25 protein-coding genes are annotated in these 22,546 nt (G+C 71.6%); 12 read left to right on the top strand and 13 right to left on the bottom strand.

The annotated features are described in order from the left end of the window. Positions 1–156 precede the first annotated feature (156 nt). The gene (locus EDF28_RS10430) at positions 157–993 is read right to left on the bottom strand and encodes an alpha/beta fold hydrolase (RefSeq protein ID WP_123938231.1); all 837 of its coding nucleotides are present in this window, start codon (positions 991–993) and stop codon (positions 157–159) included. Between the two features lie 207 nt (positions 994–1,200). Here EDF28_RS10430 and EDF28_RS10425 point away from each other — a divergent pair, with 207 nt between their 5' ends. Then, positions 1,201–1,515 (top strand): hypothetical protein, encoded by a 315-nt coding sequence (locus EDF28_RS10425; protein ID WP_123938230.1) that lies wholly within the window; start codon positions 1,201–1,203, stop codon positions 1,513–1,515. 68 nt (positions 1,516–1,583) lie between these two features. Here EDF28_RS10425 and EDF28_RS10420 read toward each other — a convergent pair whose 3' ends face one another. Then, positions 1,584–1,916 carry a hypothetical protein gene (locus EDF28_RS10420; protein ID WP_123938229.1) on the bottom strand — a complete coding sequence of 111 codons (333 nt, stop codon included), beginning with the start codon at positions 1,914–1,916 and terminating at the stop codon, positions 1,584–1,586. A 104-nt stretch (positions 1,917–2,020) separates the two neighbouring features. On the opposite strand from EDF28_RS10420, the gene EDF28_RS10415 reads away from it, so the two are divergent. The 3 genes from EDF28_RS10415 to EDF28_RS10405 all read left to right on the top strand — a co-directional run bounded on the left by EDF28_RS10415 (position 2,021) and on the right by EDF28_RS10405 (position 4,291). Further along, positions 2,021–2,956 carry an AraC family transcriptional regulator gene (locus tag EDF28_RS10415; RefSeq protein ID WP_243650021.1) on the top strand — a complete coding sequence of 312 codons (936 nt, stop codon included), beginning with the start codon at positions 2,021–2,023 and terminating at the stop codon, positions 2,954–2,956. Between the two features lie 124 nt (positions 2,957–3,080). Further along, the gene (locus EDF28_RS10410) at positions 3,081–3,662 is read left to right on the top strand and encodes a DapH/DapD/GlmU-related protein (protein WP_123938227.1); all 582 of its coding nucleotides are present in this window, start codon (positions 3,081–3,083) and stop codon (positions 3,660–3,662) included. A gap of 212 nt (positions 3,663–3,874) precedes the next feature. Further along, on the top strand, positions 3,875–4,291 hold the full coding sequence (locus EDF28_RS10405) for a VOC family protein (protein WP_123672882.1): 417 nt from the start codon (positions 3,875–3,877) through the stop codon (positions 4,289–4,291). On the opposite strand, the gene EDF28_RS10400 is transcribed toward EDF28_RS10405, so the two are convergent. Both EDF28_RS10400 and EDF28_RS10395 read right to left on the bottom strand, forming a co-directional pair. Next, positions 4,272–5,237, bottom strand: coding sequence for an isoprenylcysteine carboxylmethyltransferase family protein (locus tag EDF28_RS10400; RefSeq protein ID WP_123938226.1), 966 nt, complete (start codon positions 5,235–5,237; stop codon positions 4,272–4,274). The genes EDF28_RS10405 and EDF28_RS10400 overlap by 20 nt on opposite strands. Before the next feature lie 157 nt (positions 5,238–5,394). Next, a complete protein-coding gene (locus tag EDF28_RS10395) occupies positions 5,395–6,294 on the bottom strand; it encodes an SDR family oxidoreductase (RefSeq protein ID WP_123938225.1) in 900 nt (299 codons plus the stop codon). 108 nt (positions 6,295–6,402) lie between these two features. Between EDF28_RS10395 and EDF28_RS10390 the strand changes: the two genes are divergently transcribed. Next, positions 6,403–6,741: a DUF3140 domain-containing protein gene (locus EDF28_RS10390; RefSeq protein WP_123938224.1), complete on the top strand. Its 339-nt coding sequence runs from the start codon at positions 6,403–6,405 to the stop codon at positions 6,739–6,741. A 53-nt stretch (positions 6,742–6,794) separates the two neighbouring features. Continuing rightward, the gene (locus EDF28_RS10385) at positions 6,795–7,049 is read left to right on the top strand and encodes a Rho termination factor N-terminal domain-containing protein (protein WP_123938223.1); all 255 of its coding nucleotides are present in this window, start codon (positions 6,795–6,797) and stop codon (positions 7,047–7,049) included. Here EDF28_RS10385 and EDF28_RS10380 read toward each other — a convergent pair. Next, entirely contained in the window at positions 7,043–8,041 is a 999-nt protein-coding gene (locus tag EDF28_RS10380; protein WP_123938222.1) for an alpha/beta fold hydrolase, read from the bottom strand. The two genes, EDF28_RS10385 and EDF28_RS10380, sit on opposite strands and share 7 nt — an antisense overlap. Before the next feature lie 144 nt (positions 8,042–8,185). On the opposite strand from EDF28_RS10380, the gene EDF28_RS10375 reads away from it, so the two are divergent. Further along, complete coding sequence (locus EDF28_RS10375; protein ID WP_123938221.1) at positions 8,186–8,389, top strand: hypothetical protein; 204 nt, start codon at positions 8,186–8,188, stop codon at positions 8,387–8,389. 45 nt (positions 8,390–8,434) lie between these two features. Here the strand turns inward: EDF28_RS10375 and EDF28_RS19240 are convergent, their stop codons facing one another. Then, a complete protein-coding gene (locus EDF28_RS19240; RefSeq protein WP_123672725.1) occupies positions 8,435–8,698 on the bottom strand; it encodes a hypothetical protein in 264 nt (87 codons plus the stop codon). Positions 8,699–8,774: 76 nt separating this feature from the next. Here EDF28_RS19240 and EDF28_RS10370 point away from each other — a divergent pair, with 76 nt between their 5' ends. Continuing rightward, positions 8,775–9,737 carry an SDR family oxidoreductase gene (locus EDF28_RS10370; RefSeq protein WP_185094208.1) on the top strand — a complete coding sequence of 321 codons (963 nt, stop codon included), beginning with the start codon at positions 8,775–8,777 and terminating at the stop codon, positions 9,735–9,737. A gap of 121 nt (positions 9,738–9,858) precedes the next feature. Here EDF28_RS10370 and EDF28_RS10365 read toward each other — a convergent pair whose 3' ends face one another. Next, positions 9,859–11,085 (bottom strand): cobalamin-independent methionine synthase II family protein, encoded by a 1,227-nt coding sequence (locus tag EDF28_RS10365; protein WP_123938219.1) that lies wholly within the window; start codon positions 11,083–11,085, stop codon positions 9,859–9,861. Positions 11,086–11,164: 79 nt separating this feature from the next. Here EDF28_RS10365 and EDF28_RS10360 point away from each other — a divergent pair, with 79 nt between their 5' ends. Continuing rightward, positions 11,165–12,172 carry a transporter gene (locus EDF28_RS10360; RefSeq protein WP_123938218.1) on the top strand — a complete coding sequence of 336 codons (1,008 nt, stop codon included), beginning with the start codon at positions 11,165–11,167 and terminating at the stop codon, positions 12,170–12,172. Positions 12,173–12,274: 102 nt separating this feature from the next. On the opposite strand, the gene EDF28_RS10355 is transcribed toward EDF28_RS10360, so the two are convergent. The 5 genes from EDF28_RS10355 to EDF28_RS10335 are packed head-to-tail and all read right to left on the bottom strand — an operon-like array spanning position 12,275 to position 17,725. Continuing rightward, complete coding sequence (locus tag EDF28_RS10355; RefSeq protein WP_123938217.1) at positions 12,275–13,297, bottom strand: Gfo/Idh/MocA family protein; 1,023 nt, start codon at positions 13,295–13,297, stop codon at positions 12,275–12,277. A gap of 44 nt (positions 13,298–13,341) precedes the next feature. After that, positions 13,342–14,346: a Gfo/Idh/MocA family protein gene (locus EDF28_RS10350; RefSeq protein WP_123938216.1), complete on the bottom strand. Its 1,005-nt coding sequence runs from the start codon at positions 14,344–14,346 to the stop codon at positions 13,342–13,344. 44 nt (positions 14,347–14,390) lie between these two features. Beyond that, positions 14,391–15,782: an ABC transporter substrate-binding protein gene (locus EDF28_RS10345; protein ID WP_185020955.1), complete on the bottom strand. Its 1,392-nt coding sequence runs from the start codon at positions 15,780–15,782 to the stop codon at positions 14,391–14,393. Continuing rightward, positions 15,779–16,723, bottom strand: coding sequence for a carbohydrate ABC transporter permease (locus EDF28_RS10340; protein ID WP_111085649.1), 945 nt, complete (start codon positions 16,721–16,723; stop codon positions 15,779–15,781). Before EDF28_RS10340 ends, EDF28_RS10345 begins: the two co-directional genes overlap by 4 nt. 3 nt (positions 16,724–16,726) lie before the next feature. Next, complete coding sequence (locus tag EDF28_RS10335) at positions 16,727–17,725, bottom strand: carbohydrate ABC transporter permease (RefSeq protein ID WP_111085648.1); 999 nt, start codon at positions 17,723–17,725, stop codon at positions 16,727–16,729. Positions 17,726–17,859: 134 nt separating this feature from the next. Here EDF28_RS10335 and EDF28_RS10330 point away from each other — a divergent pair, with 134 nt between their 5' ends. After that, positions 17,860–19,140, top strand: coding sequence for an ROK family transcriptional regulator (locus EDF28_RS10330; RefSeq protein WP_185094207.1), 1,281 nt, complete (start codon positions 17,860–17,862; stop codon positions 19,138–19,140). A 93-nt stretch (positions 19,141–19,233) separates the two neighbouring features. Further along, positions 19,234–20,043, top strand: coding sequence for a DUF1684 domain-containing protein (locus EDF28_RS10325; protein ID WP_123938214.1), 810 nt, complete (start codon positions 19,234–19,236; stop codon positions 20,041–20,043). A gap of 161 nt (positions 20,044–20,204) precedes the next feature. Here the strand turns inward: EDF28_RS10325 and EDF28_RS10320 are convergent, their stop codons facing one another. Continuing rightward, the gene (locus EDF28_RS10320) at positions 20,205–20,765 is read right to left on the bottom strand and encodes a histidine phosphatase family protein (RefSeq protein ID WP_123938213.1); all 561 of its coding nucleotides are present in this window, start codon (positions 20,763–20,765) and stop codon (positions 20,205–20,207) included. A 62-nt stretch (positions 20,766–20,827) separates the two neighbouring features. Here EDF28_RS10320 and EDF28_RS10315 point away from each other — a divergent pair, with 62 nt between their 5' ends. Then, complete coding sequence (locus EDF28_RS10315; protein WP_123938212.1) at positions 20,828–22,312, top strand: reverse transcriptase family protein; 1,485 nt, start codon at positions 20,828–20,830, stop codon at positions 22,310–22,312. Positions 22,313–22,546: the final 234 nt, after the last annotated feature.

Below are 22,546 nucleotides of genomic sequence, written 5' to 3'. Positions count from 1 at the left end.
GCGCACAGGAGGACGGGCGCGGGCCGATCAGCGTGACGCGCCAGCGGCACGCGGGCCGCGCCGACCGAGCCTGCGAGGGAGGGGTGGCGGGTCTGCCACGGGCCTCCCGTCCGCCTGTCGGTCGCGTTCCGTGCCGCGGACGCTGAGCGTTCCGCGCTACTTCGCGAGGAACGCCAGCACCACGCGGTTCCACTCGTCCGGGTGGCTGACGTTGACGCCGTGCGGGCCGCCGGCCACGACGTGCAGCTCGGAGCCGGCGATCGCGGCGTGCGTGCGGGCACCCGAGCCGTCGAACGGCACGGTCGCGTCTCCGTCACCGTGGATGACGAGCGTCGGCACGGTGACCTTCGGCAGGTCGTCACGGAAGTCGGTGTTCGCGAAGGACGCCATCGCCTCGAGCGCGGCGGTCTTCGACGCCTGCTTCGCGAGCGTGAGTGCCTGCTGCCGGTCCTCCTCGGAGACGACCAGGGTGCCGTCCACCGAGAAGAAGTCGGTCGTGAACTGGTCGTAGAACGCGTCCTCGTCCTTCGTCAGGCCCGCGGTCATCTCGGCCGCCTGCTCCTTCGGCAGCGGGCCGTCCGGGTTGTCCGAAGTCTGCAGCAGGTACGGCGGCACGGCCGAGGCGAAGACGACGCTGTGCAGCCGCTCGGTGCCGTACTTCGAGAAGTAGCGGGCGACCTCGCCGCCGCCCATCGAGAAGCCGACGAGGGTGACGTCCTGCAGGTCGAGCTCGGTGAGGATCGTGTGCAGGTCCTCGGTGAGGTGGTCGTAGTCGTAGCCGGTCTTCGGCTTGTCGCTGCGACCGAAGCCGCGACGGTCGTAGGTGACGACGCGGTGTCCGGCGTCGACGAACGCCGGGACCTGCTTGCTCCAGGACTCGCCGGACAGCGGCCAGCCGTGGATCAGGACGACGGTGCGGCCGGAGCCGCCGGTGTCGTCGACGTGCAGGTTCGTGTCCTTGAAGAGCCCGTGGTGGGCGGTGATCTCGGTCAAGAGTCGCTTCCTTCCCGCGCCGCACGGGTGGCGGCACGCACCTCGTTGCTACCAGCGGGATCCCGAGCGACAGCGCGGATTGGACAGACCCCTCGGCGCCGTCTCTGGCGTCGGTGTCTGTGACGCGCGCGGCGACCACGGCCTACTGTCCAGCAGGATCAGGGAACCGTCACCGCGGCGGATGCCCCTCGTCACGAGGGAGCACCGATGAAGTACGTCAACTACGCGGGGACCGTCCGGGTCCTGACCGGTGACACGGTCGCCGACGCGGTGATCCGGTACGCGGCCGCCCTGCACCAGAGCCGGTTGAGCGACGTCGTGTCGGTCCCGACGACCGACGAGTTCGGCGCGGCCAGCACGGTGGAGCTGCTCCTCGCACCAGCGGTGGCGGTCGCCCTGGAGCCGGCGCCGGACGACGACCTGGAACCCGAGAGTGGGGCGTTCCTGGCCGAGCTGAGCCGACGGACCGAGGCGGTCCTGGCGGTCGACGCCAGCAGGTTCCCGACCGACCTCGGGCGGTGAGCGCGGTGCGCGCGGTGAGCGCGGTGGGCGCTGTGCGCGCGGTGCGTGTCGCTCCGACCGCGCTGCGGTCAGGCGACCGGTCCGTCGCCCGTCAGGTCCGAGCGGGTGTCGGCGTGGATCGTCTCAGGGTGGTCGAACGTCTGCGCTGCAGCACGCAGGCGTTCCACGAACTCACCGTTCTCGACCTCGAGCTCGTCCTCGTCCGCGTCGGCGACGACGATCTCGCTCGACGGGCCGATGAGGATCTTCGTGGTCGTCATCGTGCCGTCCTCCGCCACCGTCGGGACCGCGATCGCGTCGGCGCGACTGCCGCCGGCGAGCGCCGCGGCGTACTCGATCACGGCGTCGGCGACGTCGTCGCTCGTCAGGAACGTGGAGCGGTCGTACTGGATGTACTTCATGTCGCATCAGTCAAACGCGCGGATGCTGGTCGTCGTCCAGGAAACCCGGCGCGTCGTGCGTTGCGCGGATGCCGACATGTCGCGAGGATCATCACGTGCCCGAGATGATGCACCGCACGCAGCGGGAGATCAGGACAGACGAGCCGTCGGTCGCGGCCGAGGCACTGTCGGTGACCCACGTGACCCACGGACTCACCGTCGAGGCGACCGGAGAGGGCTTCGTCTTCGAGGAGCGCGTGCGAGGCACCGCCCTGCTCTCCCTCGAGTCGACGCGGTGCACGGGTGCCCTGAGCGGCGCGGTCGAGCCCGGGCGGGCGATGATGATCGTCTGGGTGAAGGCCGGTTCGGCGCAGGTCGACGACAACCCGGTGCAGATCGGCCGCCCCGTGCTCTACCGACAGGACCCGCAGCGGTTCCGGTGGGTGGACTTCCAGCACGACGTGCTGCGCATCGACCGGTCGATCGTCGAGCAGGTCGCCGCCGAGCGCGGTGATTGGGCGCCGGGTCCGCTGGAGTTCCGTCCCCGACACGTGCCAGAGGGGGCGCCGCTCGCCGCCTGGTGGCTCATGGTCCGGTCGGTCGCGCAGGAGGTCCTGCAGGGTCCGACAGACGTGCCGCTCGAGCGGGAGCGCGAGCTCGCCCGGTTCGCCGCCGGCGGCTTGCTGACCGCGATCCCGCACTGGCCGGTGGGGCAGCACGAGCCGGTCATGGCGTCGACCGCGCGCTTCGCCCGTGCCGAGACGTTCCTGCTCGACCACGCGACCGAGCAGATCACCGTCAACGACGTTGCCGAGGCCGCGGGGCTGAGTGTCCGCGGGGTGCAGGCGGCGTTCCAGCGGCACCACGGCATCACGCCGACGATGTACCTGCGTCGGATCCGGCTCCTGCTCGCCCGGGAACAGCTCGAGGCGGGCGACGACCGCAGCGTCGCCGAGATCGCCCGGGCGACGGGGTTCGCGCACCTGGGCCGGTTCGCGGGGAGCTACCGGCAGGAGTTCGGGGAGCTGCCCCGGCAGACGGCGCTGGCGGCGCGGGAGTAGCGGTCCGGGGCGTTACCGCAAGGATCACGCAACGGCCCGGGACTCCGTTGTCGGTCTCCTGGGGAGCGCTTACGTTTCCGGTGTGTGGTGTCGCCGCACGAGTCCCCCGAGCCCAGGAGGCCGCATGGCCACGCCAGCCGTCCCCGTCCCCTCGATGTTGGTCCGCCTGCTGCGCGAGGACGCCGCGCACGCTCGGGAGCACCTCGTCCTCACCGTTCTGCTCGGTTCGCCGTTCCTGCCGCGCGTGCTGCGACAGCTGATCCTGAAGGCGGCTGGGGCGCGCGCGGAGTCGGCGCCGGGCCCCGGCTTCTCGCTCACGGGTGACCCGCGCAACCTCTCCGTGGCTCGCGGCGTCTACTGCAACCGAGGAGTGACCATCGAGGCCATCGCCCCCGTCAGCATCGGTGCGAACGCCGCGATCGGCATGCAGGTCCTCATCATGACGAGCCACCACCCGATCGACGCCGACGGCCGGTGGAGCGAGACGCCGACCGGCCGTCCGGTGGTCATCGAGGACCGCGTGTGGATCGGCGGCCGTGCGACGATCCTGCCCGGCGCGCACATCGAGCACGACGTGGTCGTCGCGGCCGGCGCGGTCGTCACCGGGCGCCTGCTGGCGCACGGCGTCTACGCCGGCGTGCCGGCGAAGCGCATCCGTGACCTCGCCGGGGCGGACCCGACCACGGTCCGCGACGCGACCGCCTGACGGCCTGGAGGCGCGGAGCGGCGCCGCCACCCCCCCCCCTCGCAAGCTCGGTCGGCGCGGCCCGCGTGCCGCTGGCGCGTCACCGCTGAGCGGGTCGCGCCCGTCCGCATCGCACGTCCGTCCAAGGCACCGCGCCCTTCCGCGGGCACGTCGCGTCTGCGACGATGGGCGCGCAGCGGGCGACGACGCCCGCCCGTCGTGAGGAGTCCACCATGTCCGTGCGTCTCAACCCGTACCTCGGCTTCCGCTCGGGGGCCCGCGAAGCCCTCGACTTCTACCACTCGGTGTTCCACGGCGAGCTCACGATCGGCACCTTCGGCGAAGCCGGCATGAGCCAGGACCCCGCCGATGCCGACAAGGTCATGCACGGGCAGCTCGAGGGCGAGAACGGCCTGCTGCTGATGGCCTCGGACGCGCCGACGGGCATGGAGACGCCGTCGGAGAGCACGATCTCGTTGTCGCTCAGCGGCGACGACCACGAGGCCCTGACCCGCTACTGGAACGGGCTCGCCGAGGGCGCGTCGATCATCGAACCGCTCACGACGGCCCCGTGGGGCGACACCTTCGGGATGCTCACCGACCGGTTCCGCGTCACGTGGCTCGTGAACATCACCGGCGCGGCGAGCTGAGGGGGACCGGGACCCCGCCGACGCTCGCCGCGATCGGCCACCGTGGCACCCAGCACCGGACACGGGCGGCGTAGCGGCGGAAGTCCTCGCCGAAGCGGGCCTCGAGGTCGGCCTCCTCGAGCGGCCGGACGACGCAGTTCCACACGATCGACCCGGCGAGTGCGTAGACGACGACCATCCACGACCCGAGCAGCAGCCCGACGGCGACGCCCTGGGTGATGCCGGCGAGCGCCATCGGGTTGCGCACCGAGCGGTACGGGCCGGCGACGACCAACCGGTTCGCACTGGCGGACGGCAGCGGGGTGCCAGCGCCCTTGGTCGACATCGCCGCCGCCGACGCGATGCCGAGCGCGCTGGCGAGCGCGAGGACGACGAGCCCGACCACCAGCAGCGCGGTCACGACCGGTCCGGGCAGTGCGGGGTGCAGCCGCCAGCGGTGCTCGGCGACGGCGATGGCCACGGGGAACACCCCGAGGAACAGCCCCCAGAAGACGACGATCTGCACGGTCGTCGCGACCACGTGCCGTGACGTCGCGGCACCCGGGTCGGCCGTGCGGAACCGCAGCGGACCGGACGTCAACCACTCAGTCGGTACCCGGCCGAGCAGGACGAGGGCGAGGGCCAGCACGGAACCGACGGTCGCCGCGGTCATGACGACGACGCCCCAGCCGGCCTCGCCGGTGACGGTCGCCCAGACGGCGAGTCCGGCGAGGACGAGCGCGGTCCACACGGTGGCGACGGTCGCCGCGATCCGTCCGACCATGCCGGCGGAGACCGCCGCGAGCGCCGAGGCCACGACGAAGAGCGGGACGTCGAGGGCCGCGACGACCACCGGGTCCAGCGAGCCGAGCGTGAGCGTCCGGACGGCGGGGACGGTCGCGACGGTGATCCACCACACTGCGCCGCCGATGGCCTGCAGTGCGAAGTAGAGCCGGCCCCAGGACACGTCTGCACGCTAGCAGTGGGCGACCGCGGCGGCGGGCGCCGGGGGCGCTTCGTGAGCAGGAATGGTCGGGTGCTGCAAGCGAACCCGACCATTCCTGCTCACGATGTACCGCGGATCAGTCCTCGCGGTTGATCTGCCCGTCGGCGCGCGGTGCAGGTCAGGGCGTGACCATGCCGCCGTTCACGTTGAGCGTCTCGCCGACGACGTAGCTCGACTCGTCCGACGCCAGGAACACGTAGGCCGGTGCGAGTTCGGCCGGCTGTCCGGCGCGGCCCATCGGCGACTCGCTGCTGCCGAACTCGGGCAGCGTCGACGGGTCGACGCCGCCGCTCGGCTGCAGGACCGTCCACGTCGGCCCGGGAGCGACGACGTTCACGCGGATGCCACGCTCGACGAGCAGCTGCGACAGCCCCTTCGACAGGTTGTTGATCGCGCCCTTCGACGCCGCGTAGTCGAGCCGGTCGGGTGCCGGCTTGTACGCCTCCATGGACGCCGTCGTGGTGATCGTCGCACCGGGCTCCAGGTGCGGCAGCGCCGCCTTGACGAGGCGGAACAGCCCGAAGACGTTCACGTCGAAGGTCGCTTCGAACTGGTCGTCGGTGATGTCGAGCACGTCCGGCTGCCAGCGCTGCTTGCCGGCGACGCTCACCAGGGCGTCGAGTCCGCCGAGTCCGGCGACGGCCTGGTCGACGAGCTCCTGCGCGTACGCCTTGTCACGCAGGTCGCCGGGGATCGCCACGGCGGTGCGTCCGGCGGCACGGATCTGCTCGAGCACGTGGTCGGCGTCGGACTGCTCCTCCGGCAGGTAGGCGATCGCGACGTCGGCGCCCTCGCGGGCGAACGCGATCGCGACGGCGCCGCCGATGCCGGAGTCACCGCCGGTGATCAGGGCCTTGCGGCCGGCGAGCCGGCCGGTGCCCCGGTAGCTCGTCTCGCCCAGGTCGGGGACCGGGTCCATGGCGGACTGGAGGCCCGGCTCGTCCTGCGTCTGCGGCTCCGGCTTGACGTCGGGGTAGCGGGTGCGCGGGTCGCCGTGTTCGTACTGGTCGGTGGGCATGCGAGTTCCTTCCTGCTCGTGCCTCCACGGAACCCGTCCCGGCTGGACGGCGGCGGAGCGCCATCCGCCCTGCGCACCCGTCCAGGACCGCGGGGTTGCCTCGGGACCATGAGTGACGACGACGACCAGCAGACCGAGCGCGACTTCGCCGACGCGGTGAACATGACCCCGTCGGAGCTCCGCGAGTGGCTCGACACCGACGAGTCGAAGCAGGTCGGGCAGAAGCCCCCGGGCGGCGGTGAGTCGACCGGGCACGAGAGCGGGCGGCACATCATCCGGATCCTCGAGAAGCACAAGGCGGACCGGACCGACGACGACCACGCCCACATGCGGAAGGTCGTCGGCTACGTCGCCCGGCACTCGGAGCAGCGGCCGGACGGTGACGTGCACGACGCCCCGTGGCGGTACTCGTTGATGAACTGGGGCCACGACCCCGAGAAGCGCTGAGCCGCGCGCCGGCTCGGAACGACGCCGGGTCGGCGCGCGTACCGTGACGCACCATGCCGAACCAACTCAAGAAGCCGGACATGTACGAGGAGCTCCGCAAGGAGGGCAACTTGAAGGAGAAGGCCGCGCGGATCAGCAACGCCGCAGCGGCCCGCGGCGAGGAGGCCGTCGGGAAGAAGGGCGGCGAGTCCGGCTCGTACGACGAATGGACCGTCGCCGACCTCCGGAAGCGGGCGAAGGAGCTCGGCCTGACCGGGTACTCGTCGAAGCGCAAGGCCGAGCTCGTCGAGGCGCTGCGGGATCACTGACCGAGGTCGGCGACCGCGTCGATGCCCTCGGCGATCTCCGCCGCGTGCGTGTGGTGCAGGTAGTGCCCGCCGTCGAGCAGGACGACCTGGCCGTCGGTGACCGACGCCGCCTGCTCACGGTGCAGGCGCTCCCACCCCGGCACATCCGGGTCGTCGCCCACGACGAACAGGCGGACCGGCAGATCGGCGGGGAACGCGAGGCTGCGGGCGTGCCGGAAGTTCGCGCCGAGGTGCTCGTACTCGTCCAGGTACGTCGCGCGCATGCTGGTGCGGTGTGACAGCAGGGTCATCTGCTCCTTCTGCGCATCGGTGTAGGGCAACCCGGCGTACGCGTCGCCGGACACGGCAGCGAGCACACGGGCGAGCCCGGTGGCCTTCACGAAGCGGAACAGGCCAGACCCGACGGCCTCGTCGATGCCGGGCTGCGTCGGCACACTGCTGTCGATGCCGACGAACGCCTGCACCTCGTCCGGGTACGTGTTCGTGTACTCGAGCGCGTAGATCCCGGCGACCGAGTGCCCCGCGAGCACGTACCGGTCGATGCCGAGGGTCGACAGCGCCTGGTGCACCTCGTCGACGATGTTCGCGCTGGTCCGGGGCCGGTCGGTGCCGTCGCTCAGGCCGTACCCGAGCGGCTCGACGACCACCACCCGGTGCGTGTCCTGCAGCCGGTCGACGAGCGGGGCGAAGTCGATCACGGGGGATGCCGTGCCGAAGCCTGGCAGCAGCACGACGGTCGTCGCCCCGGACCCGGTGACGGCGACGTTGACCCGGCCGCCGGTGACGGGGACGAGTTCGCCGTACGGGCGGATGTCGTCCCGTTCCGCCGCCGTCGCGATCGCGTCGTAGGTGGCCGTGCCGCCGAGCGTGAGGGCGCCGAGGCCGACGAGCCCGACGAGCGAGAAGCCGATGATCCGGAGCGGGCGACGGCGTCGGCGTGCAGGGCGGGCCGGGGTGCTGGTGGGGGTGGCCGTGGGGTGGTGCGTGTCCATGCCTGCACGCTAGGTCCGGCCTGCGGGGCCGCACATCGGAGCACGGTACCGACGTGCCTCGCCCGCGTCGTACCGCGGGCTGACGTCGGGCGACCGCACGGCGGGCTCGGCATGGGGGAGAATGGCCGGGTGAACGAGACGGGCATGCCGCGCTTCCGACGGATCTGGTCGACCGTGCAGGTCGGCGTGCTGGCGATCGCCGTTGCCTTCTGCATCGTGATGCTCGTCATCGGGCAGGGGAAGCTCGACCGCGTCTACGCCGTCGCCGCGATCTTCTTCGGCCTGGCGCTCGTCGGGCACAGCACGTACCTCGGGCTCCTCGCCCGGAACGCCCGCACCGGCCGCTGAACCGAGGGGGTCGACGCTTCGTCTCCGGTCTCGGATCGGCTCCGGCTACACGCCGAAGCGCAGCGCGAGCGGCACGAGCAAGCCGGCCACCCAGACGAGCACCATCACGAGCGCACCGATCGCGATGAACCGACGGCGACGACGCAGCTTCGGACTCCGCTCCTCGCCCCACATCTGTGCGCGGACGAGCACCCGGTTCGCCTGCTCGACGACCTTGCGGACCTCGGGGTCGTCCAGCTCGAGGGCACCGGACCGGGCGTGTTCGGCGATGACCGTGGCTTCGTCGACGGTCAGGTCGTCCTTGCGCATGCTCCATCCTCGCACCGGGGCGAGGGGTACGGCCCGTCTGTGCGGGAACGGACCAGCAGGCGCGTACCAAGGACGCATGGGACATCGGTACCGCGGGAAGATCGTCGTCGTCACCGGAGCATCGAGCGGCATCGGGAGGGCCGCGGCGCACGAGTTCGCCCGACAGGGTGCCACGCTCGTGCTCGCCGCACGCGGCCACGACTCCCTCGAGGCCGCCGCCGCCGAGTGCCGTGCACTCGGGGCCGACGCGGTCGCGATCCCGACGGACGTCGCCGACGAGCACCAGGTCAAGGACCTCATCGGCACGGTGACGAGTCGGCACGGGCGGATCGACGTCTTCGTCGGCAACGCGGCCCTGTTCGTCTACGGCCTGTTCGAGCAGACCCCCACCGAGTCGTTCAAGCGGGTCGTCGACACGAACCTCTACGGCCACCTCAACGCGATCACCCACCTGCTCCCGCACTGGAAGCAGCGCGGCACGGGCACGTACGTGCTCGTCGGCTCGATCCAGTCACTGCTGTCAGCGCCCTACCAGTCGGCGTACGTCACGAGCAAGCACGCGGCGCTCGGCCTGGTCGACGTCCTCGGTGACGAGTTCGCGCACACCGGCATCCGCTTCACCACGCTGCTGCCGTCGACGATCGACACGCCGATCTACCAGAACGGCGCCAACTACACCGGCAAGAACTCGCACCCGCTGCCGCCGACGGTGTCGGTCGAGCGCGCGGGTCGTGCCGTCGTGACCGCCGCCACACACCCGAAGCGGTACCGCTACGTCGGCCGCGTCCAGGCGTCGCTCGTCCCGCTGCAGTACGTGTTCCCGGGGCTGTTCCACAAGATCACGAAGCCCATGGTCGAGACCTTCGCGCTGCGCGGGAAGGGCGACCCGACCGACGGCAACCTCTACGCCCCGGCGGACGCCGGCAACGCCACGAACGGCGGCTGGGTCGCGAAGCGTCGGCGTGTCACGCGTCCGCTCGTGTGGCTCGGTGGCGCTGCCGCGGTCGGCGCGATCGTCCTCGGCCGCGCACGGCGGTAGCCCCTGAGGCCTGCCGAAACCGGGCGTACCGCTCCGAAACGGGCGTACCTGCCGTGATCTTCGTGGCAGGTACGCCCGTTCTTGCTTGCTACCGCAGCCGTTCTGGGAAGGAACGTGCGGCTCAGAAGAGCTTCGCGCTCGCGCGTCGTGCACCCTCGCCGAGCGACTCGAGCTTCGCGGCGGCGATCTGCGGGTGGATGCGGCCGCCCAGGCCGCAGTCGGTGCCGGCGATGACGCGCTCGCGCCCGACGACCGAGGCGAACCGCTCGATGCGCTGCGCGACCAGGTCGGGGTGCTCGACGACGTTCGTGGCGTGGCTGACGACGCCGGGGACGATCACCTTCCCGTCGGGCAGCGTGACGTCCTGCCACACGGTCCACTCGTGTTCGTGGCGGGCGTTCGCGGCCTCGAACGAGTACGCGCCGGCGTCGATGTCGAGCATGAGGTCGACGATGTGACGGAGCTCGATGTCGGTGGTGTGCGGGCCGTGCCACGAGCCCCAGCACAGGTGGAAGCGGACGCGGCTGGTGTCGAGCCCCTCGAGCGCGTGGTTGAGCGCCTCGACGCGGATGCGGGTGAAGGCGCGGTAGTCCTCGAGGCTCGGTTCCGGGTTGATCTGGTCCCAGTTCTCGGCGATCGAGGGGTCGTCGATCTGCAGCACGAGGCCCGCGTCGAGGATGATCCGGTACTCCTCGCGCAGGGCGTCGGCCCAGGCCCAGATGTGCTCTTCGTCGGTGGCGTAGTACTCGTTCGCGACCCGGGCCGCGGAGCCGGGGGAGAGTGCCGTGATGAAGCCGTTCTCGGCACCGGCGGCCTCGACCGCGTGCTTGAGGTTGACGGCGTCGGTGCGTGCGGCCTCGTGCCCGGTGTAGGCGATCGGGCCGGTCGTGGTGGGGAAGGCGGTGGCGTTCTTGCCGGTACCGATGCCCGACGCCGGGTCGGTGTAGGCCTCGCGGAAGATCGTCCAGTCGCGACGGTCCGGGAAGCTGGTCAGCTGCACGTTGCCCGGGCTCGAGCGGACCGGCTCCTGCGTGAAGATGTCGGCGTCCGTGAGCGAGAGTCCGCTGACGCGCTGGAACGAGTAGCCCCACCACGCGCCGTAGTCGACGCTGTTCGACATCGCCTTGCCGAACTCGCCGTCACCCGGCTGCGTGATGCCGAGGGCGGTCTGGCGGGCGACGACGTCGTCGACGGCCGCGCTCGTCATCGCGCGGACCTCGTCGGTGGTCTCGAGCGTGAAGCCGTCGGCGCCCACGGGGCGGGCGGCGTTCGCGGCGATGAGCTCCGGCGTGCGCGGGAGCGACCCGGCGGTTGTGGCCTGGACGTGGTCGCTGTTCTCGAAGGGCATCGGCCCAATGTGCCACGGGCCGCCTGCGAGCCGGGCTCCGTTACGCGGCACGACGCGAGCCGGGGACAATGGGACCCCTATGCCCAGCGCACGCCCGACCTCCCGCATCCCGCTCAACACCCTCGCCGCACCGTTCGGCCTGGCCGGGTTCGCGGAGACGTGGTCGTACGCGGCACCCGTTCTCGGGGTGCCAGCCGTCGTCCCGCAGGTGTTCTGGGTGGTCGCGGCGGTGGCGTGGTCGTGGCTGCTCGGCGCGCACGTCCTGCGGGGCGTCCGGGTCGACGAACGCCTGGTCGACCAGCTCCGCCACCCGGCGCAGGGCCCGATCGCCGCCCTGGTCCCCGCGACGGCGATGCTCCTCGGCGTCGACCTCGCGCGGTTCTGGGAGATCGGGGGGCAGGTCCTCGTGCTGCTCGCGGTGGCGGTCGCTGCCGGGTTCGCGGCGTGGTTGCTGAGCACGTGGTTCGAGGGGCGCCTGACCCTGGAGGCCGTGCACGGCGGCTACCTGCTGCCGACGGTCGCCGCGGCTCTCGTCGCCGCCGTCGCCACGCACGAGGTCGGTGTGGGCTGGCTGTCCTGGGCGTGCTTCGGCGTCGGCGTGTTCTTCTGGGGCGTGATGACCGGGCTGCTCCTCATCCGGCTGTCGTTCCGTCCCGCACTACCCGACCCGCTCGTCCCCACGATGGCGATCCTCGTGGCTCCGCCCGCGGTGGCGACGGTGTCCCTGTTCGCGCTCACCGACGACGCCCGGACCCTGCCCGTGCAGGCGATCGCCGGACTCGGGGTCCTCATGCTCCTCGTGCAGCTCGCCCTGCTGCCCCGGTACGTCCGGCTCGGGTTCTCGCTCGGGTTCTGGTCGTTCGTGTTCCCGGCCGCGGCGGTCGCGACGGCGGCGATCGAGTGGTTCCGGGTGCTCGACCTTCCGGTGGCGTGGGTGCCCACGACCGTGCTGCTCGTGCTGCTCACCTTGCTCGTCGTCGTGGTCGGGGTGCGGTCGCTGAGCCTGGCCGCGCGGCACCTGCTCGGGCAGGCCGAGTCGGTGCTGCACGCCGCCGACGACGAGGACGCGGCACCCGCGACGCACTGACGGTGGCGCGGTGCGTCAGCACCCGTTCTGCGACGAACCACGCGTCGAACGACTCGTGGTTCGTCGCAGAACGGGTGCGCAGTGCGACGCGATCCGCGCGGGTCAGGCGCTGACGGTCTCGTCCGCCGTCAGCACCGGGGCGATCGTCCCCGTCCGGGCGCCCTCGTACGCCGCCAGGATCATGCCGAGCACCGCGATGCCCTCGCGCTCGGTGTGGATCGGCCGCGTACCATCGCGCAGGCATGCCCCGAATGCGCCGATCTCGGCCGCGAAGGTGTCGACCTCGTTGAAGGTGACCGACTCGCTCGTGCCGTCCCGCAGGTCCCACCGCAGCGTGGTGCCGTCGCTCGTCAGGGCGCCGTGTTCGCCGACGACGCTGAACCGCTCGGTGCCGGCGGCCGGGTCGTACGCCCAGCTCGTCACGAGCTGGCCCACGGCGCCGTTGTCGAACCGGAACAGGGCCTGTGCCGAGTCCTCGCCCTCCATGAACGCCAGCCGATGCGTGGACAGCATCGCGGTGGCCTGCACCGGGACGCCCCCGGCCAGGTGCATGAGCAGGTAGCTCGGGTGGTAGCCGGTGTCGATGAGCTCACCGCCGCCGCTCGTCGACGCGTGGGCACGCCACCCCATGTTCGACGGGTCGAACTCGTTGCGGAACGAGTCGGTGGTGCGGACCTCGTAGACGGTGCCGAGCGCCCCGCCGTCGATGAGTTCCTTGGCCCTGGCGACCGCGGGCATGAACAGCTGGTTGTGCGCGCACATCAGGGTGATGCCGGACTCGGACACCGCGCGCTGCACGTCGGCGGCCTCGTCGGGGCTCAGGCACAGCGGCTTCTCGCACAGCACGTGCTTGCCCGCCTTCGCCGCGGCGACGATCGCGTCGCGGTGCAGGTGGTGCGGCAGGCAGATGTCGACGGCGTCGATGTCCGCCTGCTCGAGCATGGCGAGGTAGTCGGTGAAGAACGGGACGCCGAGCTCCGCCCCGCGTTCCTCGGCCGTGGCCGCGAACGCGTCGGCGACCGCGGCGATGCGGATCGTGTCGGGGTGCTCGGCGTACCCGGCGATGTGCGCGGACGCGATGCCGCCCCCGCCGATGAGGCCGACGCGGATGATGTCGCTGGACATGGTGACTCCTGTGGTTGGTTCGAGGTGCTGGACTGCTGGGACGGTCAGGCGGGTGCGCCGACGAGGGCGTCGCTGGTCGCGGGCTGACCCGCGGCCTCGTTCGCGGCGACCACCAGGCGGGTGAGCTCGACGGCGCGGGCGAGGTTGTCGTCGGCACGCGTGTCGGCGGCGATGTGGTCCACCCACTGACCGAAGGCGTCCTGGGCGTCGGCGGGGACGTCGAGGGTGACCGGCTCGTCGCCGTAGGCCGGTCCGCCGGCGGTGAGCCGGGCCTCCTGGTCGGAGTACGCGAGCCAGCCCCGGGTGCCGGCCACGTCGATCGTGAACGGTGTGCCCGCGACGAAGCCGGCCTCAATGACGCCGATCGCCTGCGAGGCGTAGCCGACGGTGACCACGGCGTGGTCCTCGACCGCGCGGCCGGTGTAGGAGCGGTAGACGGCCTCGACGGTGTCGGGGCGGGCGCCGAGGAACAGCTGCGTCAGGTAGACGGGGTGGCAGCCGAGGTCGGTGAGGGCGCCGCCGATCGCCGTCGCCGGGTCGAAGAAGCGCTCCGGCAGCCACGGTGCGACGGCACCGTCGTGCGAGAGTCGGACGCGGGAGTACGTGACGTCGCCGAGGCGGCCCGCGTCGAGCTCGCGCCGGATCGCGGCCGTGTAGCCGTGGTAGAGCCGCGGGAGCGAGACCACGAGCGTGACCCCGGCGGCGTCGCAGGCGGCGATGACCGCGTCGCACTCCTCGACGGTGGGGGCGAGGAGCTTCTCGGTGAAGACGTGCTTGCCGGCCGCTGCCGCGCGCTCGATCACGTCGCGGTGGACGTCGGTCGAGGTCGTGATGGTGACGGCGTCGACGTCGGTGCGGGCGAGCAGCGCATCGAGGTCGTCGGTGTACTCGACGCCGAACCGTTCGGCGCCGGCTCGGCCGCGCTCGGTGTCGTCGTCCCAGACGGCCACGAGCTCGGTGCCGGGGTGGTCGACGGTCTGCTGTGCGTAGTCGCCGGCGTGGACGTGCCAGAAGCCGAGGACGGCGACGCGCAAGGGGGTGGAGGGCATGTGTCGGTGGTTCCTTTCGTGGGGGACGACCAGAGCGTTCCCGCTCAGATCCGGACCTTGTCGTAGTCCTTCGGCAACTTGAACGGCGAGTAGGTCTGCATCATCGGGTCGACGCGGTTCTGCGCCCGCTCGACGGCTTCCTGCGGACTCGCGGTACCGAGCAGCACGCTCGAGCGCGCGTCGGCGAGGGAGTCCCACCACGCGCCGCCGACGGGCAGCGGCGGGCGGCAGGTGGACGCGCCGATCGACTCGGTGAAGAAGCGGATCGACTTCGCGGAGCCCTTCGGGTCCTTGAGCGCCGCGATGTTCGACGGCACGCTCGTGGCCGGCACCATGTAGGTCTCCTGGCCCTGCTTGCTCGTGAAGTACTTCATGAGCTCCCACACGGCCTTGTTCTTCTTCGACCCCTTCGGCACGCACAGCGCGAAGCCACCGGACCACGTGTACTTGTCGCCGCCGTCCTGCTGGGTCGGCAGGTACGCGGTGCCCCAGTCGAGGTCCTTCGGGCCGTAGTTGTCGAAGGTCTGGATGGTGGAGGGGACGCTGACCATGAACGCCATCCGGTCCGCCATGAACGCGGTCTGTCCCGGCGGGTGCCCGGTCGGCTCGTAGGTCGCGATGAAGGTGTCGGCGTCCTTGTAGCCGTACCGCTTCGCCCAGTCCTCGTAGAACTCGAAGATGCTGCGGACGCTCTTCGAGTCCATCGTCATCTTCGAGTCCTGCTGGTCGAAGTACGACGCACCGAGGCCGAGCCCCCACGTGAACGGCCAGCCTTCGCCGTACCAGGGGAGCAGTCCCATGTGGGTGTAGTTGCCACCGGACTTCTTCGTGATGCGTTCGCTGACGTCCCACATCCGGTCCATGCTCACCGGGCCGTTGTGCTCCCAGTCGAACTCGTCCGGGTCGATGCCGGCGCCGGTGAGCATCTTCCGGTTCACGAACATGCCGCGGGCGTCGGTGTCGTGGGGGAGGCCGTAGGTCTTGCCCTGGTAGCTGACCTCGCCGATCGTGAACCCGAGCCACTGCGCCAGGAACTCGTCCTTCGGCTGGTCCTCGAACTCCTCGATCATGTCGTCGATCGGTTCGATGAGCCCGATCGCCGCGTACTGCGCCGCGCTGAACCGGTCGAGGAGCCACAGGTCGGGGGCGGTGCCGCCGCGCACGGCGGTGATGATGCTCGTGGCGTCGCCGGTGCCCTGCGACGGGACGACGTTCACCTTGACGTCGACCTCGGGGTGGATCTTGTTGAAGTCCTTGATCACCTTCGTCTGGAACGGCACGAACGTGCCGGTGACACCCCAGATCGTGACCTGGTTCGGGTTGCTCCGGCCGCTCGAGCCGGAGGCGCACGATGCTGCGAGGAGCGCGAGCGCCCCCGCACCGCCGGTCGCGGCCGCACCGCGCAGGAACGTTCGTCGGTCGAATGCGCTGCTCACTTGAAGCTCCCGATCTGGACGCCCTTGATGAACGTCCGCTGGAACACGAAGAACAGGACCACGAGCGGCAGGATGATGAGCACCGATGCCGCCATCAGCTGGTTGAACTGGAAGTCCTGCGAGTTGTTGAGGCGGAAGATCTGCAGGCCGATGGACAGCGTCTGCACGTTCTCGTCCTGCAGGTAGATGAGCGGCCCGAGGAAGTCGTTCCAGGCACCCACCGCCGCGAAGATCCCGACCGTGACGAGCGCCGCCTTGGCCTGCGGGAAGACGATCCGCCAGAGGATGCCCCACTCGGAGGCGCCGTCCATCCGCGCTGCGTTGAGCAGGTCCTTCGGGATCTGCAGCAGGAACTGACGGAGCAGGAACACGTAGAACGCGGACCCGAACAGACTCGGCACGATCAGGGGCAGGAAGGTGTTGATCCAGCCGAGTCGGGCGTACAGGTCGAACATCGGGATGAGCGTGACGGGGAACGGGATGAACAGCGTGGCGAGCACGACGTAGAACACCTTGTCGCGGCCGCGCCACTCGAGGCACGAGAACCCGTACGCGATCACGAGGTTCGACACCATCGAGAAGAGCGTCACGCAGACCGTGATGATGAGCGTGTTCCGGAAGAACGTGAAGAACGGCATCGCGTCGATCGCCTTGCCGAAGTTCGACCAGTCGAGCCACTGCGGGAACCAGGTGGGCGGGAAGGCGCCGAGTTCGGAGTTGCCCTTCAGCGCCGAGATGACCATCCAGTAGATGGGGATGAGGAACAGCAGGCTCATCGCGATGAGGAGCACGCGGGCGAGGACGGACGACCACGGTGAGCGGATCGAGCCGTCGGCGTTCCGGGAGCGGTCGTCGGCACCCTTGCGACCGCGGGGCCGGACGGACTCGATCGACGAGGTGACGGTGTCGCGGTCCGGGTGTCGTTCAGTGCGCAGTGTCATCGGTCACTCCCCGGTCACGTCGTAGTTGACGAAGCGCTTGGACAGCCAGTACACGAGCCCTGACAGGATCATGCCGGCCAGGAACAGCAGCACGGCCATGGCGCTGGCGAACCCGAGCTGCGCGTAGCTGAACGCGTTCTTGTAGAGGTAGAGCATGTAGAACAAGGTCCCGTTGTCCGGGCTGCCGAGTCCTCCGGTGCCGGACGAGATCACGTACGCCTCGGTGAAGACCTGCAGGCCGTTGCTGATGCCGGTGATCAGGTTGAACAGGATCACGGGGGAGAGCAGCGGCAGCGTCAGCGCGAAGAACTGCCGGAGCGGTCCAGCCCCGTCCACGCGGGCGGCTTCGTACAGGGTCTTCGGGATCCCGCGCAGCCCGGCGAGGAAGATCAGTGCCGCGTTGCCGGCACCCATCTGGGCGAGTGCGACGATGACGAGCTTCGCCGTGGTCGGGTCGCCGAGCAGGTTCGTCGCCGGGATGCCGACGAGCTTCATGACCTGGTTGACGAGGCCGGTCTGCGGGTTGACGAGCACCACGAAGATGAACGCCAGCGCGAAGGTCGGGATGAGCGACGGGATGTAGAGGGCCGTCCGGTACCAGCCGATCTCGCGGACGTCCTGGTTCATCGCGATGGCGATCACGATGGCGATGACGATCCCGACGGGCACCGCGATGACGGCGTAGAACAGGGTGTTGCCGACCGCGGTGTGCACGAGCGGGTCGATGAACGCGGCGACGTAGTTGGCGAACCCGACCCAGGTGATGTCGGCCATGCCCGAGTACCGGGTCAGGCTGATCGCGAACGAGTAGATCAGGGGGTAGGCGATGAACACCAGCACGCCGAGGATCCACGGCGAGATGAACGCGATGCCGACGCGCAGCCGGCGCTTCTCGGCCGGGGTCCACGGATGCTTCTCGCGTGGTCGTCGACGGACCGCGACGTCACCGCCCGTGCGCGTCCGTGGTGGTGCAGTGGTTCCGGATCGTGCGGTCGTCGTCACGAGCGTCCCTTCCGACCCCGTGCCACGCCGGTGTGGCACGGGCGAATCCGTCGTCGGACGGGCGAACCGATCGCACCGTCGCGGTTTCAATCCAATTGATTGACAAATTCGTATGACCAGAGATGCTAGGGACCATGTCCGAGCCGCGTCAACCCCTTCCTGACACCGTGGTGCAGGGCAGAACGGGCGGCACGAACCTCGTGCGCGTCGGGGTCCAGAACCGTGCGCTGGTGCTCGATCTCGTCCGTCGCCGGGGACCGTTCGCCCGCGCCGAGCTGATGCGTGCGACCGGGCTCAGCGCGCAGACGGTGTCGAACATCGCGGCCGGACTCGTGGCAGCGGGACTCGTGCGCGAAGCACCGGGCGGCGGGCGACGACTCGAGGTCGTCGCGGGGTCGCGGTCGGCGATCGGGGTCCACCTCGACCCGGCGCACCTCGTCGTCGTGCGCACCGACCTGACCGGAGCCGTGCTGGCCGTCGAGCACGTCGACCTGGACGCGACGGACGACCCGGCGCGGACGCTCGACACGATGGCGGCGGCGGTGCACCGGGTCCGCGGCGACGGCAGTCGGGCCCGCTCGCGCACGGGCGTGCGCGCCCCTGCCGGCATCGGCCTCGCCGTCCCCGGCTCGATCGACCCCGACGGCGTCCGCATGGGCACCCCCGCGCAGTTGCCCGCCTGGTGGTCGCTGCCGGTCACCGACGAGCTCGCCGCCCGGGCGGGGCTGCCCGTGCGGCTCGAGAAGGACGGCGTCGCGAGCGCCCTCGGCGAGGTCTGGTCCGCTGCCGGTGCCGACGACCTGGTCTCCGTGTTCCTCGGCCACGGCATCAGCGCCGCGACGGTCGCCGCGGGCGAGGTGGTCCGCGGCGCGACCGGCAACGCCGGCGAGTTCGGTGGCATGCCCGTCGAAGCCCACGGGCGCTGGACCGAGGTCTGGGAAGCCTGCCAGCCCCTGCAGCAAGTCCGGCGCGGGATCGATGCCGGGCTGCTCCCCCCGGGCATCCCGCTCGACCGCGCGAGCGACGTCCGGCACGCGTTCGAGCGGCTCTGCGCGACGCCGTCCGCAGCGCCGCTGGTCGCCGAGGCCGGTGCCGCGCTCGGATCCGCGCTCGCCCACGTCGTCGAGCTGCTCGACGTGCCACGCGTCGTGATCGGTGGCAGCGCGGCCCTCGCCGGCGGCGACGTCTTCATCGCGGCCGTCCGGGAGCGGCTCGCGGTCCGGCTGCCGAACGGGCCGTTCCCGACGGTCGCGGCGACCGCCTTCGGCGAGGCCTCGGTGGCCCGTGGCGCCGCCTGCGCGGTGCTGCAGGCCGACCTCGCCGTGCCTGCCCCCGTCGGCCGCGGCGCCGGCGTCGCTACGGGGCGTCGACCGGGAGGCCCGGTGCACGTCCGCAGCATCGCCCACCCCTGGTGAGCGGGAGGGTCCAGGGCGTCGGGTCGGCCGTGCGCGTGACGTCGCGCGACGGGGACGTCGCGTTCGCGGCCCGGGCGTCGTAGCGTCGGGGGCATGAGCACGACGACGCCGACCGCACCCGAATCCGCCACCGAGTGGGCGGCCTGGCACGACGCCCACGAACGAGCCCGGGCGAGCGAGCACGGCTTCCTCGCCATCACGAGCATCCGGTGGCTGACGAGCACGCCCGAGCGGTTCGACGACGCCCCGGGCACCTGGTCGACGGGCGAGGACGGCCCCGTCGTCGAGCTCGCGGACGGCGAGACCATCACGGTCGACGGGCAGCCGGTCACCGGCACCCACCGCTTCGGACCACTGCCCGAGCGCTCGAGCACGAACGTCGTGTGGCAGGACGGCGACGAGACCGTCGTGATCGAGGTCGCCCGTCGTGGCGGCAGTGACGTCATCCGGCCCCGGCACCCGGGCAACCCGACCCGGACCGAGTACCCCGGCACCCCGACGTACGAGCCGTCGGACCGGTTCGTCGTCGACGCGCACTTCGAACCGTTCGACGAACCGCGCGAGGTCACCGTCGGCTCGGTCGTCGACGGGCTGCAGCACGTGTACTCGGCCCCGGGCGTCCTCACCTTCGACCTCGACGGGCCGCGGTCGCTCCTCGCGTTCAACGGGCACGGCGACGGTCTGCACGTCCTGTTCACCGACCGCACCAGCGGCGTCACGACCTACGCCGCGAACCGGAGCCTGGACATCGCCGCACCGGATGCCGCCGGCGCGACCCGGATCGACTTCAACCGCGCCACGAACCTGCCGTGCGCGTACACCGCGCACGCCACGTGCCCGCTGCCACCGGCCGAGAACCGGCTCGACGTCGCGGTCGAGGCGGGGGAGCGGCTGCCCGTCTGAGCGCGCCGCCGCGGTGCGACGCGGTACGACGTCCTCGATGTCGTACGACGTCGAGGACGACGTTCGTTGCGCGCGCGGGTCGTTGCAGCCGCGCGGGAGCGACAGGGCCGATGTCGTGCGACGTCCACGGTGTCGTTCGGCGTCGGCGGTCGGCGTGCGCCTCAGCCTGAGGGCACGCGCTGCCAGGTGCTCGTCGCCCGCCACGCCCGCGCATCGAACGCGAACACGCTGCCCATGCCGGGTTGGTCGAGCGCGCGTGACACCGGCGCTCCCGTCAGGTCGGCGAGGAGCAGCGCCCCGACCGCACCGTGCGACACGATGGTCGCGTCGCCCGCCGCAGTGAGCCGCCGGACCGCTCCGACGATGCGGGCCTGGGCGTCGACGGCCCGCTCCCATCCGCGGACCGATCGGGTCGGCTCCGCGAAGAACCGGTCGACGACACCCTCGAACTCCTTCGGCGGCAGGTAGCCCGTGGCGCTGCGGTCGATCTCGCCGAGCAGGGGATCCTGCGTGGGCACGAGCCCGACCGCGGCCCCGAGCAGCTCGGCGGTCTCGACGGCCTTGCGCTCGGTGCTCGACACGAGTGTCCGGACGCCCGGCTCCCAGGCCAGCGGACCCGACCGCGCTGCGCGTGCGCGTCCCGCGGCGGAGAGACCCCACGACTCGATCGGCTCGGCGGGTTCCACGACGACCTCGGCGTGGCTCAGGAAGTACGAGACCATCCGGCGATCCTGGCACGGACCGGGGTGGTGCGCGCGTCGGGGGCCCGCCGTAGGGTGAGCGCGTGGAGTTCCCGGGGGAGGCGGCCGACGCGCGTGACGCGTCGACCTCTCCGGGGTCACCCCGGGGCACGCAGGACCAGCAGGACGACACGCCCCGAGCAGGCGAGCGCGCTCCGCGCGCGACGCTGCACGGAGGCACCGACAGGTCCTCCGGGAACCCCACGCCCCTCTCCGTCGTCACCGCGGCGCTGGCCGATGCGTTCCTGACGGCCGAGCGGTGGGAGCCGGACGAACTGGCGGCCGTCGGGTACGTGGTCGTCGGCGTCGAGCGCGCGTACGTCGGGCTCGCGGTCGCGGCTGCGCTCGAGGCGTACCCCCGGCCACCGGTGGACGCTCCGCGCCAGCTCGCCGCCGTGCTCGCCGTCGCACCCCGGCTCGTGGCGCTGCACCGGTCGCGCGAAGACCGCCGGCCGGTCCGTGTGCTCGTGCGCCGGGCCACCGCGGTGCGTGCCCGTCCGGAGACCGCGAGCCCGTTGCTCGTCGACACCCTGCCCGAGCTCGCCCGGGCCCTCGACCTCACCGTCGGCCGGTTGCTCTGGCTCGCCGACACCCGCGCGTGGAACCGTCGCTCCGGGCCCTCGAGCCCGCTCCACCACTACCGACACGAGTGGATCACCCGACCCGGTCGAGCACCGCGCCTGCTCGAGAAGCCGATGGACATGCTCCGCCGCACGCAACGGACGATCCTCGACGAACTCCTGACGATGCTGCCCGTGCACGACGCCGCGCACGGGTTCGTGGCCGGCCGGAGCGTCGTCACGGGAGCGGCCGTGCACACCGGCCAGCAGGTCGTGGTCACCGCCGACCTCACGACGTTCTTCGCGAGCGTCAGCGCCCCGACGGTCTACGGCGTCTTCCGGGCCGCTGGGTTCGCCGAACCGCTCGCGCACGTGCTGACCGGGCTGTGCACCCACCGGGTTCCGGTGCACGTGCTCAGCGCGATGCCCGCCGGCGGCTCGCCGGAGGAACGCCACGCGCTCCGCCAGGCGCTGGCGACGGCGCACCTGCCCCAGGGCGCACCGACGTCGCCCGCGCTGGCGAACACCTCGCTCCGGCACCTCGACACCCGGCTGGCCGGGTGGGCCGGCGCCGTCGGCGCGGTGTACACCCGCTACGCCGACGACCTGACGTTCAGCGGGGGCGACCAGCTCGCCGCGCGACCGGACGCGTTCGTGCGGGGCGTCGACCGGATCGTGACCGAGCAGGGGCACCGCCTCAACCCGTCGAAGACCCGGGTGCGGCGCCGCGGGGTCCGGCAGTCGGTCACGGGCGTCGTCGTCAACGAGCGGACCTCACCAGGGCGCCGCGAGGTCGACCGGCTGCACGCCGTCCTGCACAACGCCGCGGTGCACGGGCCGGCCTCGCAGAACCGTGCGGGACACCCGGAGTTCCGGGCGCACCTGCTCGGGCGCATCGGGTGGGTCGAGCAGGTCAACCCGAGCCGGGCCCGACGGCTCCGCGAGGAGTTCGCGCGCATCGTGTGGTGAGGCCGTCCGCGCACCGTGTGACGTCCGGTTGCGCCCGGTTGCCCCGCGTTGCGGCGCCCTGCCGCGCGCCGCGCGCACCTGGGTAGCGTGCCGCCATGTGTCCGAGTGAGCTCCCGGCCGACGACCACTACGACGCGCTGATCGCGCCGCTCCGGCCCGTCATCGAGCGGATCGGTCTCGACGCCCGCCAACGGGAACGCGAGGAGCGTCTCGCCACGGACCAGCTCGGTTGGC

Origin of the sequence: Curtobacterium sp. PhB137, assembly GCF_003814955.1 — a bacterium.
Lineage (GTDB): Bacteria > Actinomycetota > Actinomycetes > Actinomycetales > Microbacteriaceae > Curtobacterium.
This window is presented reverse-complemented; position numbering and strand designations above follow the sequence as displayed.